Genomic DNA, 17099 nt, shown 5'->3' with positions numbered 1-17099 from the left:
GCTCGCCTTTTTTATGCCAGGGGTTTATGCCTGGTTTATGCCTGGGGTTGCCGCTGTGAAGGCTGATGCCGGAGGGAAGGTTCGGTATATGCCACCTCTTGGTGACGCCTGAGCGAGCGACGGGGCTCTCCGCTCTGTCGCTCGTCGGCTCGGCGCCGTCGTTCGTTGGAACGGCTGGCCGTCTGGCGGCGCGCTCAATTCTGAACGGAGATGACGGAGCCGCCGTCGACACGGATATTGCTGCCGTTGACGAAAGAGGCGTGCTGTGACGCCAGCATGGCGATCACATGGGCGACTTCCTGCGCTTCGCCGCGGCGTTTGGCGACGATGCCGGGGCGCTCGTTCTCGAGAAAACTCGCGATCGCCTCTTCGAAGGAAACGCTCAGTTGATCGGCGCGCTGCTTCATCATGCCGTCGGTCATGGGCGTCGCGATGAAAGCGGGGGCCACGGTATTGCAGAGCACGCCGTGTGCCGCTTCCTTGTAGGAGAGGTTCTTGACGAAGGTGCTCAGCGCCGCCTTCGCGGTATTGTAGACCGCCTCTTCCCAGTAGGGTTGAACGCTGTTTTCCGACGTGATGCAGATGAAACGGCCCCAGCCGCGATCGCGCATGGCAGGAATGGTGGCGCGAGCCACTCGCACGGCAGAGAAGAAGTCGATCTGCCAGGCGTGCTCGTAATCCCCGTCGGTGAGTTCCAGCGGATCGCCCTTGGCGCCAGTCACGCCGGCGGTATGGATGACGATATCGATCGCGCCGAAGCGCTGCACGCCCTTGGCGACCAGTTCGTCCACTTCCGCTTGCCGCGTCACGTCTGCCGTCAGGCATAGCGGCTCGCCCGGCAAATCGTTGGCGGCGCGCTCGAGCGCTTGCGGGTCGAGATCGGTGAGCACCAGATTGACGCCTTCGGCCGCCAGGGTGTGGGCCGTGGCCAGGCCGATACCACTTTGCGCGCCCGTGATTAATGCGGTTTTACCGAGAATGCCCAAATCCATTGCCAAGCCTCCCTGCTTACGATTGGATTGCTCGAGGAATGCAGTATTCGAGCCTCCAGCATGGTCAAGGTCGCGAATTCTTGCCAACCGGCAGCCGTGAGGCTTGGCCTTGCGGGAGCGCCATCGAGGCGTAAAAATGGCGCCCGTCTGTGACCGTGCGAGTCGGAACGCTCGCCAAAAGCGACACATCACGTCTTCACAAGCCGCTGGAAAAGCGGCAACACCTCCATTGCAGGGAACGCCATGAAATTTCGCTACCTTCCAACGGCCCTATATCTGGGTGCCGTCCTGCCCGGCGTGGCACTGGCACAGTCCGGCACGGCACAGTCCGGCTCGGCGCCGTCTGCCGCGAGCCCGTCGGCGGCCGCGCAACCGGTGATCGAAGTGACCGCGCCGCGACTTTCCCGCGAGCTGTATGCCACGCCGGCCGCCGTCTCGGTGGTCGAGCGCGAGGAGATTCAGCAGGGGCAGCAGCGGGTCCGTCTGGACGAGTCGCTGATTACGGTGCCCGGACTCTTCCTGCAGAATCGCGACAACTTCGCCCAGGGCGAACGGGTTTCCATTCGCGGGTTTGGCGCGCGAACGCCCTGGGGCGTGCGTGGCATCACCGTGCTGGTCGATGGCATTCCCTACACGTTGCCGGACGGTCAGGCGCAGCTGGATGCGATCGATCTCGACAGCGCCGAGCGCATCGAAGTGATTCGCGGCCCCAGCGCGGTGCAGTACGGCAATGCCGCCGGCGGCGTGATCAGCGTGACCACCGCGGACGGCAGCGACGATCCGGGTAGCCATATCCGTATCGAAGGTGGCAGTGACGGCTATCAGAAGACGTCGGTCAGCAACGGCGGCGTCAACGGCCCTTGGTCGCACCACATCAGCGTGTCGGCGCTCAATGTCGACGGCTATCGCGACCACAGTTCGACCGAGAAATACCTGCTCAACGCCAAGCTGCGTCGCGAACTGGGGAGTGATCGCGCGCTCACGGCGATCGTCAATCTGCTGGATAGCCCCTACGCCGAAGACCCGGGCGGATTGACCGCGGCAGCCGTGGACGCCGATCGAAAGAGCACGGTCGACAGCAATTTCTACTCGCCGACCCGTATCGACGCGGGGCAGGAGGTCGATCAGCAGGTGCTCGGCCTGCAGTACGAGGATCTCTCCGCCGGCCCCGGCGAGTTCTACCTCAAGGGGTTCTATCTCAAGCGCGACTACCAGCAGCAGCTGGCCTATGCGGGTGACGACAACTTCGTTGCCTACGATCGCGACTACTACGGTGGCAGCGCCGAGTATCACCAGTCGCTGAGGCTGGGCGAGCTGCCGCTGCGCTATATGGCCGGCGTGGACGTGGGGCGTCAGGTGGACGACCGTTACCGGGAGGCGGTGAACATCGATGGCGATCATCAGGGGCGCACCGCCGACGAAACGCAGGAAGCGACCTCGCTGGGTGCCTTTCTACAGGGCGATCTCGACCTGACCGAGCGCTGGACACTCTCGCTCGGTACCCGTTACGACCGGGTCGATTTCGATATCGACGACGACTATATCGACCTCGCCAACGACGATGGCGACGACAGCGGCGACCGTACCTTCGAGCAGTGGAGCGGCAGTGCCGGGCTCAGCTTCCGTTACCTGCCCACGCATCAGGTCTATCTGTCGACGGGCACGTCGTTCGAGACGCCGACCTTTGCCGAGTTCGCCAACCCGGCCGGTGTCGGGGGCTTCAATCCCGGCATCGAACCGCAGAAGGCGTGGAATCGCGAGATCGGCCTGCGCGGCAATTTCGACAACGGCCTCGATTACGACGTGGCGCTGTTCTCGACCCGGGTGCGGGATTCACTGGTCTCCTATCAGATCGATGGTCGCGACTACTATCGCAATGCCGGCAAGAGCCAGCAGGACGGTATCGAGGCGGCGCTGGGCTGGCAGTTCCAGCCCAGCTGGCGCCTGGATAGCGCGCTGACGCTGGCCAAGTACGAATTCGATGACTTCGAGGACGCCGACGGCAACTATGACGGCAACCGGATTCCCGGCCTGCCGGAGAAGACCTGGGTCAATCGCCTGACCTGGCAGGGGCTCGGCCAGAGGTTCGCGACGGTGGAAACCCAGTACATCGGTTCGATGATGGCCGATGATGCCAACGAGGTGAAGATCGACGACGTCTGGCTGGTCAACCTGCGCGGCGGCGATGGCTGGCGGCTGGGCGGCGATACCTGGCTGAAGGGCTATGTCGGCATCCGCAACCTGTTCGACCGCGAGCACTATGCCAACGTGATCATCAACGCGACCAACGCGCGCTATTTCGATCCGGCACCGGGGCGGACGGTCTATGCTGGTATCGGTATCGACTTCTGACACGGCGATGTCCCGCGAGGAGGTTTCGCCTCGATGTCGTGTGTCGATAGCTGATGTCCGGTATGGATGTCCGGAGTGAATGTCTGGTGTGAATGACCACAATACGAGAGCGGCGTTCGAGCATCGCCGCCATCAACGATGATTCAAGGAACCGTTATGCGAATTCTCATTGCGTTTGCCGGGGCGCTGGTCCTGTTCTCCCTGATCGGCGGCTGCACGTTCAATCGTTACAACGACGGGCAGCGCGAGGTGAAAGCGGGCGTGCCTCAGGAAGGGCCGACCAGCAATCCGGCGGATGCTTCGCGTGGGCAGAATGGTTCCGGCGAGCTGCCGTAAACACGTAGCGATACGCCTGACCTGACGTAAAAAGCCGCCCAAGGACGGCTTTTCGATCGTCGGCTCATTAAAGCATCTTTTCAGGCCTGGTCGTGCTTCAGGCCTGATAATCGCTCTCGGAGTAGAGCACGCGCAGGCGCAGAGTATGGTCGACCTGCTTGAGCGCTTCCAGCGCCTGCTTGCCGTAGGCCTTGTCGACGTCGATGACGACGTAGCCGACCTTGTCGTTGGTCTGCAGGAACTGGCCGGCGATGTTGATGCCGTTTTCGGACAGCACGCGGTTGATCTCGGAGAGCACGCCGGGCACGTTCTCGTGGATGTGCAGCAGGCGATGCTTGTCCGGATGCGAAGGCAGCGCCACCTCGGGGAAGTTGACCGAAGTGATGGTGGTGCCGTTGTCGGAGTAGGTCACCAGCTTCTCGGCGACTTCGATGCCGATGTTCTGCTGCGCTTCCAGCGTGGAGCCGCCGATATGCGGGGTCAGGATCACGTTCTCGATACCGCGCAGCGGCGAGGTGAACTCCTCGTCGGCGCCCTTGGGCTCGACCGGGAAGACATCGATCGCCGCGCCCAGCAGCTTGCCGCTCTTGAGCGCTTCGGCCAAGGCCTCGATATCCACGACCGAGCCGCGCGAGGCATTGATCAGGATGCCGCCCTGCTTCATCAGCGCGATCTGCTCGGCGCCGATCATCCAGCGCGTCGACGGCAGATCCGGCACATGGAGGCTGACCACGTCGGCGCGGGCCAGCAGCTCCTCGAGGCTGCCCACCTGGCGCGCATTGCCCATCGCCAGCTTGGTCACCACGTCGTAGTAGAGCACGTCGAGGCCGAGCGATTCGGCAAGTACGGAGAGCTGGGCGCCGATGCTGCCGTAACCGATGATGCCTAGCGTCTTGCCACGGGTTTCATGCGAGTTCTTGGCGGATTTCAGCCAGCCGCCCTGGTGTGCGCGAGCGTTCTTCTCGGGAATGCCGCGCAGCAGCATGATCGTTTCGGCCAGCACCAGCTCCGCCACCGAACGGGTATTGGAGTAGGGCGCGTTGAACACCGGGATGGCGCGCTTGAGCGCCGCATCGAGATCGACCTGGTTGGTGCCGATGCAGAAACAGCCGACGGCAGTCAGCTTTTCCGCCGCGGCGAAGACCCGCTCGTTCAGCTGGGTCCGGGAACGAATGCCGATGAAGTGCACGTCGCGGATCTTTTCGATCAGAGCGTCTTCGGCCAGCGACGTGGAGAGCGTCTCGATATTGGTGTAACCCGCGTTCAGCAGCGTATCCACGGCGGACTGGTGAATGCCCTCGAGCAGGAGGATCTTGATCTTGCTCTTGTCCAGAGACGTCTTGGCCATTGGTGGATCAACCCTTCTTCATCGGCTTGTGGCGACGGTGGCATGAAAGCCGCGTCGCGGTCATGGGGGGAAGACCTGGCGGGACTGGGGCAGAAATCTCCGCCTCAGCGGCGCCAGCGGGCGCACAGCTTAACACAGGCACTGCCGGGCGGGATGAAAATGACGCGGCTTCGACATGAACCCCGTGCATTCAAGATCGGCCGCGATAGGCGGCGAGGGCTGGCGGCAAGGCAGCCAATGACGGACGCGAAACGCCCCGCATGGGGGCGTCCGAGATGCCGTTTTGTTTTGTTGGGAGGGGGCGGCTTATTGGGGGGACGGTCGACAGCAGTGAAGCCTGCCGACAGCGCGGCGGTTCAGGGCGTCAGCACGATCTTGCGGCAGTCGTCCTGCTTGTCTTCGAACATGCGGTAGCCGTCGGCGGCCTGATCCAGCGTCATGCGATGGCTGATGATCGCCTCGGGCTTGAGCTTGCCCTGCTCGATGGCTTCCAGCAGCTTGGGCAGGTAGTGATGAACGTGGGTCTGGCCGCCTTTCATGGTCAGGCCCTTGTCGAAGAAATCACCGATCAGAAAGCCGTCGACGGCGCCGGCATAGACGCCCGGGACGCTGATGTTGCCGCCGCGACGCACCGCTGCCAGGCACTGGTGCAGAGCGATGTCGCTGCTCTCGACCTCGAAGTTGTCCATCGCCGGCAGTTTGCCGCCGTGGCCCTTGGCCTCGTAGCCCACGGCATCGATCACCGCATCCACGCCACGGTAGCCGTCGGTCATCTGGATGATCGCTTCAGCCACATCATCGACCTCATCGAAATTGAGCGTTTCGACGCCGTAGGCCTGCTTGGCGAAGTCGAGACGATAGCGCTGATTGTCGACCATGATGATCCGTTCGGCGCCTTCCATCCTGGCGCAGGCCGCCGACAGCAGCCCCACCGGACCGGCACCGAAGATCGCCACGCTCGAGCCGGGCGTGATGCTGGCGTTCAGCACCGCCTGATAGGCGGTCGGCAGGATGTCGGACAGGAACAGCACCTGTTCATCGTCGAGCCCGTCGGCGATGGGGAACGGGCCGGTATTCGCCTGGGGAACGCGCACGTATTCGGCCTGCCCGCCGGGGATGCCGCCGTACATGTGGGAGAACCCGAACAGCGCGGCCGGCGCGGGGATCGACTTCTTGTTGAGGGCGCCGCCCTCGTCGGGATTGGTGGTCTCGCACGCCGCATAGAGCGCGTGCTGGCAGAAGAAGCAGCTGCCGCAGGCGATGACGAAGGGCACCACGACGCGATCGCCTTTCTTGACGCGGGTGACCGCCGGGCCGGCTTCTTCGACGATGCCCATGAACTCGTGGCCGAAGATGTCGCCCGGTTCGGTGGCTGGCATCGACCCCCGGTAGAGGTGGAGGTCGGAGCCGCAGATGGCAGTGGCGGTGACCCGCAGGACGATATCGTCGTCCTGCTCGATTTTCGGTTCGGGAACGTTTTCGACGCGCACGTCGTGACTACCCTGATAGACCAGTGCTTTCATGCAGGTGGCTCCTTGCAATGATTTTGGCTTCCGTGATGACACAACGGTCGCTTGCGCCCACCTGAAGTTAGAACGCATGTCGGCTCTCTTCCAGCGCATCTCGGATGGAATGGCCGCGATAGTGCCGATAAATGCGGTTAACGGCTTTCAAGTTGATCTGGGTTAACAATGAAGGCGGAATTCGACCGAATCAGGAAGCGTGTCGATGGCGATAGCGTCGCGAGGCCGTCGGATTTGCCGCCAAGGGCAGACGACCCCGGGGGGCGGCGGTGTATACTGAGGAGCCATTTCCGAACCGGTGCGGCAGCGTTTCGACGCCCGTGCCTCGAAGAACGCTCTCGGCGCCATTGGGGCGTCCTCGAGCGATGACATGAGAGCCCCATGCCCGACAAGATGGCCGACAAGGACGTTTCACAGGACGTTGACGCCTCCCAGAACGCTGACGTTGCCAAGGACTTTGCCGCGACGCTGGATCAGCTCGAGACATTGGTTGCCCAGCTCGAATCCGGCGAACTGACGCTGGAAGCGTCGTTGACCGCGTTCGAGCGCGGTATCCGTTTGACGCGGGATGCCCAGCACCGCCTCGACAGCGCCGAACTCAAGGTGCAGGCGCTGCTCGAGCAGAGCGACGGCTCGCTGCAGGCGGTTCCGTTCGATGACCCGGAGCCGTTCGACCAGGAGCCGAACCATGAACGTTGAGACGCCTAACGCCGCGGGGCTGATCGACGCCGCGCGGTCGCGCAGCGAGCATGTGCTGGCCACATGGCTCAATCGTGCGGATGGCGCCAGCGCTTCGCTCGACGATGCCATGCGTTACAGCGTGCTGGGGACCGGCAAGCGGCTGCGGCCGGTGCTGGTCTACCTGGCCGGGCGCGCGCTGGGCGCCGATGACGAGGCGCTGGACGCGCCAGCGGCGGCGATCGAAATGATCCATGCCTATTCGCTGGTCCATGACGATCTGCCGGCCATGGACGACGACGACCTGCGCCGCGGCCGGCCGACGGTTCATCGCGCCTTCGACGAGCCGCTGGCGATCCTGGCGGGCGATGCGCTGCAGACGCTCGCCTTCGAGGCACTGGCATCCCGGCCGCATCCGCGTCTGGGCGCCTTGATCACGACGCTCGCACAGGCGGCGGGCCGTGACGGCATGGCCGCGGGGCAGGCGATCGATCTGGGCGCCGTCGGGGCGCCGATGGATCTCGCGGCGCTGCAGGCGATGCATCAGCACAAGACCGGCGCGCTGATTCGGGCCGCGGTCCGCCTGGGCGCGCTGGTGGCGGTCGACGAGTCCGATCCCCGAGTCGCGGCGCTGGACCGCTACGCATCGGCCATGGGGCTGGCGTTCCAGATTCACGACGATGTTCTCGACATCACCGGCGACACCCAGACGCTGGGCAAGACCTCCGGCGCCGACGCGCGCCGCGACAAACCTACCTATCCCGCCCTACTTGGCGTTGCGCAGGCGCAGCGCCGCGCCCGCGATCTGCTCGACGATGCGCTCGCCGCTCTCGAGCCGCTGGGCGAGGCCGGCCAGCCGCTGGCGGCGCTGGCTCGTTTCATGATCGATCGCGATCACTGACCGGTAACGACATGTCTATGAAGCTGTTCGACGAGATTCCTACTCAGCGCCCCCTGACGCCGTTGCTCGATACGCTCGAGTCGCCGGCGGGGTTGCGCCACCTGTCACTGTCCCAGCAGCGGCAGGTCGCGGATGAGCTGCGCGCCTACCTGCTCTATAGCGTGGGCTGCAGCGGCGGCCATTTCGGTGCCGGGCTCGGCGTGGTCGAGTTGACCGTAGCGCTCCACCGCGCCCTGAATACCCCCCACGACCGCCTGCTGTGGGACGTCGGCCACCAGGCCTATCCGCACAAGATTCTCACCGGCCGGCGCGAAGCGCTGTCGAGCATCCGGCAGTACGGCGGTCTTGCCGCGTTCCCGCGGCGCGAGGAATCGCCTTACGACACCTTCGGCGTCGGCCATTCGAGCACCTCGATTTCGGCGGCGCTGGGCATGGCGCTGAGCGCCCGGACCAAGGGCGAGCAGCGCCGCGTCTGCGCGGTGATCGGCGATGGCGCGCTGACCGCCGGCATGGCCTTCGAGGCGCTGGCCCATGCCGGGCACGTCAATGCCAACCTGCTGGTCGTGCTCAACGACAACGAGATGTCGATCTCGGAAAACGTCGGCGGCATGGCGAGTTACCTGACGCGGATTCTCACCAGCAAGCCCTATGCCGCCATGCGCGAGAACGGCAAGCGTGTACTGTCGCACCTGCCGGGCGCGCTGGAGTTCGCGCGGCGCACCGAAGAGCACGTCAAGGGCATGATCAGCCCGGCGACGCTGTTCGAGGAGATGGGCTTCAACTATCTCGGGCCGATCGACGGTCACGACTTGGCTGCGCTGAATCAGGCGCTGGAGGCCGTGCGCGATCTCGACGGCCCGCAGTTTCTCCATGTCCGTACCCGCAAGGGGCGCGGCTTTCGGCCGGCGGAAGCCGACCCGATCGGCTTCCACGCCATCACCAAACTGGAAAAGACACCGCCGACACCGCCCGAAATGGACGCGACCACGCCGCCGGCGAGTGGACTATCGGCTTCATCCGAAACCCGGTCCAAGCCCACCAGACCCAAGCCGCGCAAGTATTGCAACGTCTTCGGCGACTGGCTGTGCGACATGGCCGCAGCGGATTCGCGGCTGATCGGCATCACGCCGGCCATGCGCGAGGGCTCCGATCTGATCCGCTTCTCGCAGATCTATCCCGAACGTTACTACGATGTGGCGATCGCCGAGCAGCATGCGGTGACGCTGGCGGCGGGAATGGCCTGCGAGGCGATGAAGCCGGTGGTGGCGATCTACTCGACGTTCCTGCAGCGCGGCTACGACCAGTTGATCCACGACGTTGCCGTGCAGCATCTCGATGTCACCTTCGCCATCGATCGCGCCGGCCTCGTCGGCGAGGACGGCCCGACGCATCACGGGGCGATGGATCTTTCGTATCTGCGTTGCGTACCGGGCATGATCATTCTGGCTCCGGCGGACGAGGCGGAATGCCGGGCGATGCTCTCCACCGCCTATCACCACGATGGCCCGGCGGCGGTGCGCTATCCGCGCGGCACCGGCCCGGGCAGCGAGATCCCGGCGGATCTCGAGGCGCGAGTGCCGATCGGCAAGGCCGAGCGGCGTCGTGAAGCGACGGCGGAACAGGGCAAGGCGCGTATTGCGCTGCTGGCATTCGGCAGCCTCAATACGCCGGCGGCCGAGGTCGCCGAGCGGCTCGACGCGACGCACCTCAACATGCGTTCGGTGAAGCCGCTGGACCGCGAGGCGATTCTGGCGGCGGCCAGGGACCACGATCTGTTGGTCACCCTCGAGGAGAATGTCGTGGCCGGTGGCGCCGGCAGTGGCGTCATCGAACTGCTGGCGGCCGAGGGCGTGCAGGTGCCGGTGCTCAATCTGGGCATTCCCGACATTTTCGTCGAACACGGCAAGCCGGCCGAACTACTGCGCGATTGCGGGCTGGATGCCGATGGCATCGAAGCGGCCATCCGTCGTCGCCTGAACATCAACAACGACTGATAGGATCTTCATGTCAATTGCCATTCTGATCGGCGCCGTCATCGGCTATCTCTTCGGCAAGTTGCCGGGCCTTCTGATCGGCGCCGCCATCGGCTGGTGGGTCAGCCGAAAGCTGCGCAGCACGCTGCTGGGGCGCGTGGTCAATATCCAGCACCAGTTCCTGGAGTCGACCTTCGCGGTGATGGGCTGCGTGTGCAAGGTCGACGGCCACATCACCCAGGACGAGATCCGCACGGCGGAGATGCTGTTCGATCGTCTCAACCTGAGCGGGGAGATGCGCGAACGCGCCAAGGCTGCCTTCAATCGCGGCAAGTCGCCGGAGTTCGATCTCGACGCCGAGGTCGAGACGATCCGCCGTGTCACCGGCGGCCAGCGTGCGTTGCTGCAGGTATTTCTGCAGGTGCAGCTGGCAGCGATCGCCGCCGACGGCCAGATGCATCCCGCCGAGCACGACATGCTGCTGCGCGTGGCGCGCGGCCTGGGCTTCTCCGAAGCCGAGATCCAGCAGATCGAAGCGATGCTGCGCGGCGGTGCCCATCAGGGGGCGGGCGGTGCGACCAGCGGTCAGTCGCTGGAGGACGCCTATCGTGTGCTCGGCGTGTCCGAGGATGTCTCCGATGCCGAGCTCAAGCGCGCCTATCGCAAGCTGATGAGCGAAAACCACCCCGACAAGCTGGCCGGCAAGGGGTTGCCGGAGAGCATGCGCGAGATGGCCAAGGAGCGCACCAGCGAGATCAGCAACGCCTACGACCTGATCAAGAAAACGCGGGAGCAGCGCGGGGGCTGAAGCCGTCTTGCGCGGGCAGCGTTCGCTATTGTCTCCTGTCGGCGAACACGCTTAGATAGAGATTCGACCTCGAGACAGCCGCAACAAGGATGTGACTGCATGCCAGCGAAGGCTGATCTATATCGAACTGCCGCCCGCGTGTTGGGCACGATCGACAAGAGTGGATGGGTGCTGCGTTACCGTTACGGCGACCGGCGCCTGCTCGAGGATGTCGTGTTGCCCGCGCTGGACCGGGACCCGGAAGTGGAATCGCTGCTGCTGGTCGGCTGTGCCTGGTATACCCGGCACTATCCTCGGTTGCTCCCGCAGACGGACGTGGTCACGATGGAAATCGATCCGGCCAAGGCGGCGTTCGGCGGCGATCGGCATATCGTCGCCAACATGGCGGATATCGCCGATCACGTCGCGCCCGCCAGCTTGGATGCGGTGATCTGCAACGGTGTGCTGGGCTGGGGTCTTAACGAGCCTGACGCGGTGGAAGCCGCCTTCGCCGGCGCGGTTGTCTGTCTGAAGCCCGGCGGTCTCTTTCTGTTGGGCTGGAACGACATACCGCCGCGCAATCACTGTCCGCCGGAGTCCATCTCCGCACTCGGCAGGCTCGAAGCCGCCAACATTCCCGGCCTGGAGATACACTCGCTGGTCGCCCTCGAACGCAACCAGCACTGCTACCAGGCGTATCGCAAGCCGGAAAGTGCCTGATCAGCCTGCCATCACGCCCGCCCAGAACACCGACCAGACGCCTTCGAACCGGCGTTCGAGCTCGCGCTTTTTATACATGAACGTCTCCGAGAGCAGCCCATCGACGACGCAGTAGAACGCTGCGACGAAATGGTCGTCGGTCAATGTCGACCGCAAGGCGCCGATTCGGCGTCCCTCCTGCACGAAGGCAACGAGGCGTCGATCTATTTGTGATTCGCCCTGCTCGGTGATGGCCTCGGCTTCGGTGACGAGATCCTGCGGGGGGAACAGCAGGAAGCGCTTGTAGAACACGCCCTGATGTTCGCGGTAGGCAAACGTGGCGCACTGCTGCAGCAGGTGGCGCAGTCGCTGTTCGAACGGGGCGTCTGCCATATCGGCCAGGCTGGCATCGATCAGTGCGATCAGGTCGTCGTCGGCATCGCGGGATAGTTCCAGAAACAGCGCCGCCTTGCTGTCGAAATGGTTGTAGATCGAAGGCTTCTTGATGCCGGCAGCCGTGGCGATCTGCGCCAGCGTCGTGCCTTCGTAGCCATGGCGTGCGAACAGCGAAAGGCCGATCTGCTTGAGGCGGTCTCGGGTGTTCAAGGGAATCTTCCGATGTGATTGAAGGCGTAGCTTGCCAAGACTTGTGGGTCGAAATAAACTAACGACCGTTAGTTAGCCATTTTTTATCGAGTGGATCAAGCGATGATACGACCGCAATGGGGAATCCTGCCGCTGGCCGGCCTGGCCGAAGTCGGCTGGGCCGCCGGATTGAAGCATGCCGAGACGCCCACCGACTGGATGCTGACGGTGGTGCTGGCGATCACCAGCTTGTGGCTCGCCTCGCGCGCGGTACGTTATATGCCGACGAGCACCGTCTACACGGTCTTTGTCGGCCTCGGCGCCGCGGGCACCGCGATTGCCGACTGGCTCCTCTTCGGCGTGACGTTTCACTGGCCGGTACTAGCATTCATCGTGCTGCTGCTGGTGGGCGTGATTGGACTTCAACAGGTGAATGACTGATGGAATCGACGACTCTCCACTGGATCGCGCTATTGGCCTCGGGCTGCTTCGAGATCGTCGGCGTCGCCGGCTTCGATCGTCTCAATCGCGGCCAGAGTCTGCACGGCCTACTGCTGCTCGTCGTGGGTTTCGGCAGCTCGCTGAGCCTGTTGTCGATCGCCATGCGCTCGATCGACATGGGCGTGGCCTACGCCATCTTCACCGGCATCGGCACGCTCGGCAGCACGCTGATGGGCATGCTGCTGTGGGGCGAATCGCGGCGTCCGCTGCGGCTCGCCTTCGTCGGCATGATCGTCGCGGCGGTAGCGGGGTTGAAGCTGGCGAGCTGACGCAATCATGACGACCGGGATGGCGATGTTACTCGGAGACTACCCCGGCCGATGGCGATGATCTTAGGGATGCCGGCGGTCGTCGTCGGCATAGATAGCAGTGTGCAAGGTGCCTTTCTCGTCGCGCCAGGCGCGATACATGCCCGGGGTATTGAAGATCAGGCAAGTATCGCCATTAGGCGCGATGGCGATGACGCCGCCATCACCACCAATCTCCTTGAGTTCACCATGCACCACGGCATTGCAGGCCGTTGTCAGATCTACACCGCCATACTGCATGCGAGCGGCGATATCATGGGCGACGGCCGTACGAATGAAATACTCGCCGTGCCCGGTGGCGGAGATCGCCGCGGAACGGTCGTCCGCCCACGTCCCTGCGCCGATCAGTGGTGTATCACCGATTCGTCCGTAACGCTTATTGGTGATCCCTCCGGTAGACGTGGCTGCGGCTACGTGACCATGGATATCCAGGGCCACGGCGCCGACCGTACCGAACTTGTGACCTTCTGCATGGGTCGGTTCCAGCGCCATGGCGCCATTCGAATGACGATGCTCCTCCCACTGCTGTCGGCGTAGCGGCGTGTCGAAGAAATCATTATCGACCGGTTGCAACCCGCGTGAAGCCAGAAAGGCATCGACGCCACTGCCGCCGAGCATCACATGATCGCTATATTCCATCACCTGGCGTGCAGCGTGGATCGGTTGGCGGGCATGTCGGGCGCCGGCGATTGCCCCAGCGTTGCGGTCGCGACCGCGCATGATTGCTGCATCCAGTTCGTGGGTACCGTCCTGTGTGAAGACCGCGCCGTAACCGGCGTTGAACCAGGGACACTCTTCGAGTTGGATGACACAGGCTTCCACCGCATCGAGGCTATCGCCGTCAGCCTCGAGAATGCGATGTCCGGCAGAGATGGCGCGGTGCAGCCAGGCATGAATATCGTTTTCATCCTCTTCGCTGAGGCGGCCGGGCTTCAGGACGCCGGCGCCGCCATGAATGGCCAGAGCGATGGGTGAACTCATGTGGGAACTCCGTGATCGATGATTTGGTCGAGAAAGCGCCGCGTTCGCGGTGATTCGGGAGAGTGAAAGAATCGAGCTGGAGGTGCCTGTTCAATGATTTCACCGTCGTCCATGAACACGACACGGTCGGCGACCTTCTTGGCGAAGCCCATCTCGTGCGTCACGCAAAGCATGGTCATGCCCTCCTGAGCAAGCTGAACCATGACCTCCAGCACCTCGGCAATCATTTCCGGGTCGAGCGCCGACGTCGGCTCGTCGAACAGCATGACTTTCGGACGCATGCAAAGCGCACGAGCGATGGCGATACGCTGCTGCTGACCACCCGATAGCTGCCCCGGATACTTGTTGGCGTGCTCACGCATCTGAACCTTGTCGAGCAGCGCCAGCGATTTTGCGATGGCTTCTTTCTGCGGGACACGGAGATTGGCCGTCTGCGGCAGGGTGCAGTTCTCGAGGACAGTGAGGTGGGGAAAGAGATTGAAATGCTGGAAACACATGCCGACGCTGCGACGAATACGCTCGAGTCGCTTGACGTTATCGTCGAGTGTTTCGCCGAGTACCTCGATCGTGCCCCGCTGATGTTTCTCGAGTTGGTTGATACAGCGGATCAACGTCGATTTGCCGGAACCGGATGGGCCGCAGATCACGATCTTCTCGCCGGCGGAAACCGTTAGCGATATGTCCTTCAAAGCGTGATAGTCGCCATACCATTTGTTCAGGCTATTGATGTGGATGACGGCGGCGTCGGCCGCTGCTGGCGGGTTAGCGCTCATCGGCGACTCTTCTCCATTTGACGTTCGAGATAGCGCGCATAGCGCGAGAGAGCGAAACAGATCACGAAAAAGAACAAGGCCAGGAACAGATAAACTTCGTTTTCCAGGCCGATCCATTCGGGCGCCGAGGTCGTGCTCATGGCGATGCCCACGACATCGAGAACGCCCACGACCATGACCAGCGTGGTCTCCTTGAACAACCCGACGAACTGCGTCAGCAGGGGCGGGATGGTATTGCGCAACACCTGGGGAAGAATGATCAGTCCCATCGTCTTCCAGTAGGAGAATCCGAGGGCGGCGGCGGCTTCATATTGACCTTTGGACATACCCTGCAGGCCGCCGCGTACCGTCTCCGCCATATAGGCGGCAGTGAACAGGATAAGCACCGCGAGCACCCGCAGGAGGATGTCGATGTTCATGCCCGGCGGCAGGAACAGCTGAATCATCAGCGATGCCATGAACAGCAGCGTGATGACCGGCACAGACCTTATAAGTTCGATGTAGAGGATGCTCAGTATCCGGATGACCGGCTTTTTCGAGCGCCGTCCTAGTGCCAGAAGTATGCCGATCGGTAGCGCAAAGACCATCCCGACCACGCCTAAGAACACGGTCACTAGTATCCCGGCGAATTTCGTCGAGGAGATCGCCGGCAAACCCATGCCACCCTTGAGTAGCCACCACATCGCGAATGGCAGCAACGCGAGGTAGGCCAACGTCCAGCGGCGGTCTATGCGCTTGAGGTAGAGCAGCGGAAAGATGCAGACGGCTAGAGCAAAAGCGATATCGACGCGCCACGCCTGGGTCTGCGGGTATGAAGTGGACCCCATCCGTTGGACCACCTGACAGACGATTTAAGCTCTGACCGGATCATCATCAGGCGTCAGGCCGCCTGGGTCAGTGGTTGATCGCAGTACACCTCATCGGGTGTCGCATCGTCCAGCCCTTGATGGGGCCGCTGACGGTTGTACCAAGTGAAGTACTTCCTCAGCTCCCGGCGTAGGTGGGCACCATCTTCGAAGGCCTTCAGATAGACGCACTCGTACTTCACGCTACGCCAGAGCCGTTCGACGAAGATGTTGTCCCGGTAGCAGCCTTTTCCATCCATGCTGATCCGGACGCCATGGGCCTTCAGTACCTCGGTGAACGCCTGGCTGGTGAATTGGCAGCCCTGATCGCTATTGAAGATGCTCGGCGGCCCATAGCGGTCCAGGGCCTCCTCCAGTGCGTCAATGCAGAAGTCCGTATCCAGGGTGTTCGATACCCGCCAGGCCAGCACACGGCGACTGTGCCAGTCCATGATGGCCACCAGGTACATGAACCCTCGCGCCATTGGGATATACGTCACATCAGTGGCCCAGACTTGGTTGGGACGATCGATGACGCGATCCCTGAGCAGGTAAGGATAGACCCGATGCCCCACGCCAGACTGGCTGGTGCGCGGCTTCGGGTACACCGCGTGCAGCCCCATCTGCCGCATCAGGCGACGGATCCGCTTGCGGTTCACCGTGTGCCCCAAGCGGTTGAGATGGGTCGTCATCCGCCGGGAGCCGTAGACCGGCGTCCGCAGATGCTCCTCGTCGATCAGCCTCATTAGCATCAGGTCCTCGGCGAGTAACTCACGGCGCTGGTAGTATAGCGATGAGCGACTGATACCGAGCAATTGGCACTGCCGGCGCAGGCTGGGAGTGTCGGAGGATGGCGGCTCGATCAGGGCCAAGCGCTGAGCCCGGCTCAACGATCGAGCCTGCGCGACAAAAAATCGCGTTCCACCGTCAGCTTGCCGATCTCGCGGTAAAGCGTGTCGATCTCCTCCTGGCTCTTCTGGGCGGCTTTACCATCCTTGCCTTCGAAGACGCCCGTGGCGTTGTCCAGGAGTTCACGCTTCCACTGGCTGACCATGGTGGGGTGGATCTCGAAGCGGGCGGCGATCTCCGACGTTGTCTGATCGCCCTTGAGGGCTGCGAGAGCCACCTTGGCCTTGAAGTCACTGCTGTACTGCTTGCGTTTCCTGCTCATGATCATCGTCTCCAATCGTCATGATCAGAGCTTAACGCCTGGTCCTGATTTCGGGGACCACCTCAGTAGAAACCGTAGACAAACAGGTCGATGCGCTGCGTGATCGGCAACCAGCAGGCGCCACCGCCGGTGCAGTCGGCCTGGCTATCGCCGACGAACGTCGCCGAGAACACCAGCCAGTCCAGAGCCACGAAGAGAAACCAAGCCACCATGGCTAGCGTGGCGACTGAAAGAAGGGCGTGAAACGGCGTCGGGAATAGATGACGCCGTGCCCATCGCCAGGCCGGCGCGAGACCATGATGATCGGACGGCGACGTGGCGGGGGAGGAAGTCGGTATCGTCATGT

The 17099-nt window shown here is 63.1% G+C and carries 18 protein-coding genes; 9 read left to right on the top strand and 9 right to left on the bottom strand.

Going from position 1 to position 17099, the window contains the following annotated elements; genetic code table 11:
- Positions 1-194: 194 nt before the first annotated feature.
- On the bottom strand, positions 195-992 hold the full coding sequence (locus tag R5R73_RS18145) for an SDR family NAD(P)-dependent oxidoreductase (RefSeq protein WP_322528253.1): 798 nt from the start codon (positions 990-992) through the stop codon (positions 195-197).
- Positions 993-1235: 243 nt separating this feature from the next.
- Here R5R73_RS18145 and R5R73_RS18140 point away from each other — a divergent pair, with 243 nt between their 5' ends.
- Both R5R73_RS18140 and R5R73_RS18135 read left to right on the top strand, forming a co-directional pair.
- The gene (locus R5R73_RS18140) at positions 1236-3344 is read left to right on the top strand and encodes a TonB-dependent receptor (RefSeq protein WP_322528252.1); all 2109 of its coding nucleotides are present in this window, start codon (positions 1236-1238) and stop codon (positions 3342-3344) included.
- A 156-nt stretch (positions 3345-3500) separates the two neighbouring features.
- Positions 3501-3680: a hypothetical protein gene (locus R5R73_RS18135; protein ID WP_087719624.1), complete on the top strand. Its 180-nt coding sequence runs from the start codon at positions 3501-3503 to the stop codon at positions 3678-3680.
- Between the two features lie 97 nt (positions 3681-3777).
- On the opposite strand, the gene serA is transcribed toward R5R73_RS18135, so the two are convergent.
- Together serA and R5R73_RS18125 are read right to left on the bottom strand one after the other, a co-directional pair.
- Positions 3778-5028, bottom strand: coding sequence for a phosphoglycerate dehydrogenase (gene serA, locus R5R73_RS18130; protein ID WP_322528251.1), 1251 nt, complete (start codon positions 5026-5028; stop codon positions 3778-3780).
- A 356-nt stretch (positions 5029-5384) separates the two neighbouring features.
- Positions 5385-6551 (bottom strand): zinc-dependent alcohol dehydrogenase, encoded by a 1167-nt coding sequence (locus R5R73_RS18125; RefSeq protein ID WP_322528250.1) that lies wholly within the window; start codon positions 6549-6551, stop codon positions 5385-5387.
- A gap of 393 nt (positions 6552-6944) precedes the next feature.
- Here R5R73_RS18125 and R5R73_RS18120 point away from each other — a divergent pair, with 393 nt between their 5' ends.
- From R5R73_RS18120 to R5R73_RS18100, 5 genes are all read left to right on the top strand, one after another.
- Positions 6945-7250: an exodeoxyribonuclease VII small subunit gene (locus R5R73_RS18120; protein ID WP_322529621.1), complete on the top strand. Its 306-nt coding sequence runs from the start codon at positions 6945-6947 to the stop codon at positions 7248-7250.
- Positions 7240-8130, top strand: coding sequence for a farnesyl diphosphate synthase (locus tag R5R73_RS18115; protein WP_322528249.1), 891 nt, complete (start codon positions 7240-7242; stop codon positions 8128-8130). The genes R5R73_RS18120 and R5R73_RS18115 overlap by 11 nt, the downstream gene beginning before the upstream one ends.
- 17 nt (positions 8131-8147) lie before the next feature.
- On the top strand, positions 8148-10124 hold the full coding sequence (dxs, locus tag R5R73_RS18110) for a 1-deoxy-D-xylulose-5-phosphate synthase (protein ID WP_322529620.1): 1977 nt from the start codon (positions 8148-8150) through the stop codon (positions 10122-10124).
- 10 nt (positions 10125-10134) lie between these two features.
- Complete coding sequence (gene djlA, locus R5R73_RS18105; protein WP_110631052.1) at positions 10135-10911, top strand: co-chaperone DjlA; 777 nt, start codon at positions 10135-10137, stop codon at positions 10909-10911.
- Positions 10912-11010: 99 nt separating this feature from the next.
- Positions 11011-11610: a class I SAM-dependent methyltransferase gene (locus R5R73_RS18100; protein ID WP_322528248.1), complete on the top strand. Its 600-nt coding sequence runs from the start codon at positions 11011-11013 to the stop codon at positions 11608-11610.
- On the opposite strand, the gene R5R73_RS18095 is transcribed toward R5R73_RS18100, so the two are convergent.
- A complete protein-coding gene (locus tag R5R73_RS18095; protein ID WP_322528247.1) occupies positions 11611-12195 on the bottom strand; it encodes a TetR/AcrR family transcriptional regulator in 585 nt (194 codons plus the stop codon).
- Positions 12196-12297: 102 nt separating this feature from the next.
- On the opposite strand from R5R73_RS18095, the gene R5R73_RS18090 reads away from it, so the two are divergent.
- Together R5R73_RS18090 and R5R73_RS18085 are read left to right on the top strand one after the other, a co-directional pair.
- Positions 12298-12615, top strand: a complete 318-nt coding sequence (locus tag R5R73_RS18090) for a DMT family transporter (RefSeq protein ID WP_322528246.1) — start codon at positions 12298-12300, stop codon at positions 12613-12615.
- Positions 12615-12944, top strand: coding sequence for a multidrug efflux SMR transporter (locus tag R5R73_RS18085; protein ID WP_322528245.1), 330 nt, complete (start codon positions 12615-12617; stop codon positions 12942-12944). The genes R5R73_RS18090 and R5R73_RS18085 overlap by 1 nt, the downstream gene beginning before the upstream one ends.
- Before the next feature lie 63 nt (positions 12945-13007).
- Here the strand turns inward: R5R73_RS18085 and R5R73_RS18080 are convergent, their stop codons facing one another.
- The 5 genes from R5R73_RS18080 to R5R73_RS18060 all read right to left on the bottom strand — a co-directional run bounded on the left by R5R73_RS18080 (position 13008) and on the right by R5R73_RS18060 (position 17097).
- Positions 13008-13964, bottom strand: coding sequence for an isoaspartyl peptidase/L-asparaginase family protein (locus R5R73_RS18080; RefSeq protein WP_071231054.1), 957 nt, complete (start codon positions 13962-13964; stop codon positions 13008-13010).
- Positions 13961-14737 carry an amino acid ABC transporter ATP-binding protein gene (locus R5R73_RS18075; protein ID WP_071231053.1) on the bottom strand — a complete coding sequence of 259 codons (777 nt, stop codon included), beginning with the start codon at positions 14735-14737 and terminating at the stop codon, positions 13961-13963. Before R5R73_RS18075 ends, R5R73_RS18080 begins: the two co-directional genes overlap by 4 nt.
- Positions 14734-15564 (bottom strand): amino acid ABC transporter permease, encoded by an 831-nt coding sequence (locus R5R73_RS18070; protein ID WP_322528244.1) that lies wholly within the window; start codon positions 15562-15564, stop codon positions 14734-14736. The genes R5R73_RS18075 and R5R73_RS18070 overlap by 4 nt, the downstream gene beginning before the upstream one ends.
- Before the next feature lie 53 nt (positions 15565-15617).
- Positions 15618-16753 (bottom strand): IS3 family transposase gene (locus R5R73_RS18065; RefSeq protein ID WP_416221201.1). Its coding sequence is split into 2 segments (ribosomal slippage): positions 15618-16498 and positions 16498-16753, totalling 1137 coding nucleotides; the frame shifts between segments, so codons are not numbered across the junction.
- 62 nt (positions 16754-16815) lie between these two features.
- Entirely contained in the window at positions 16816-17097 is a 282-nt protein-coding gene (locus tag R5R73_RS18060; RefSeq protein WP_322528242.1) for a hypothetical protein, read from the bottom strand.
- Positions 17098-17099 lie beyond the last annotated feature (2 nt).

It is taken from the genome of Salinicola sp. LHM (assembly GCF_034479735.1).
GTDB lineage: Bacteria > Pseudomonadota > Gammaproteobacteria > Pseudomonadales > Halomonadaceae > Salinicola > Salinicola salarius.
The sequence above is the reverse complement of the archived record's forward strand: the minus strand, read 5'-3'. Positions and strand labels throughout refer to the sequence as shown.

Coding starts and splice junctions, on each gene's coding strand:
- R5R73_RS18145 (WP_322528253.1), bottom strand. CDS start 992: ATGGATTTGGGCATTCTCGGTAAAACCGCATTAATCACGGGCGCGCAA.
- R5R73_RS18140 (WP_322528252.1), top strand. CDS start 1,236: ATGAAATTTCGCTACCTTCCAACGGCCCTATATCTGGGTGCCGTCCTG.
- R5R73_RS18135 (WP_087719624.1), top strand. CDS start 3,501: ATGCGAATTCTCATTGCGTTTGCCGGGGCGCTGGTCCTGTTCTCCCTG.
- serA (WP_322528251.1), bottom strand. CDS start 5,028: ATGGCCAAGACGTCTCTGGACAAGAGCAAGATCAAGATCCTCCTGCTC.
- R5R73_RS18125 (WP_322528250.1), bottom strand. CDS start 6,551: ATGAAAGCACTGGTCTATCAGGGTAGTCACGACGTGCGCGTCGAAAAC.
- R5R73_RS18120 (WP_322529621.1), top strand. CDS start 6,945: ATGGCCGACAAGGACGTTTCACAGGACGTTGACGCCTCCCAGAACGCT.
- R5R73_RS18115 (WP_322528249.1), top strand. CDS start 7,240: ATGAACGTTGAGACGCCTAACGCCGCGGGGCTGATCGACGCCGCGCGG.
- dxs (WP_322529620.1), top strand. CDS start 8,148: ATGAAGCTGTTCGACGAGATTCCTACTCAGCGCCCCCTGACGCCGTTG.
- djlA (WP_110631052.1), top strand. CDS start 10,135: ATGTCAATTGCCATTCTGATCGGCGCCGTCATCGGCTATCTCTTCGGC.
- R5R73_RS18100 (WP_322528248.1), top strand. CDS start 11,011: ATGCCAGCGAAGGCTGATCTATATCGAACTGCCGCCCGCGTGTTGGGC.
- R5R73_RS18090 (WP_322528246.1), top strand. CDS start 12,298: ATGATACGACCGCAATGGGGAATCCTGCCGCTGGCCGGCCTGGCCGAA.
- R5R73_RS18085 (WP_322528245.1), top strand. CDS start 12,615: ATGGAATCGACGACTCTCCACTGGATCGCGCTATTGGCCTCGGGCTGC.
- R5R73_RS18080 (WP_071231054.1), bottom strand. CDS start 13,964: ATGAGTTCACCCATCGCTCTGGCCATTCATGGCGGCGCCGGCGTCCTG.
- R5R73_RS18075 (WP_071231053.1), bottom strand. CDS start 14,737: ATGAGCGCTAACCCGCCAGCAGCGGCCGACGCCGCCGTCATCCACATC.
- R5R73_RS18070 (WP_322528244.1), bottom strand. CDS start 15,564: ATGGGGTCCACTTCATACCCGCAGACCCAGGCGTGGCGCGTCGATATC.
- R5R73_RS18060 (WP_322528242.1), bottom strand. CDS start 17,097: ATGACGATACCGACTTCCTCCCCCGCCACGTCGCCGTCCGATCATCAT.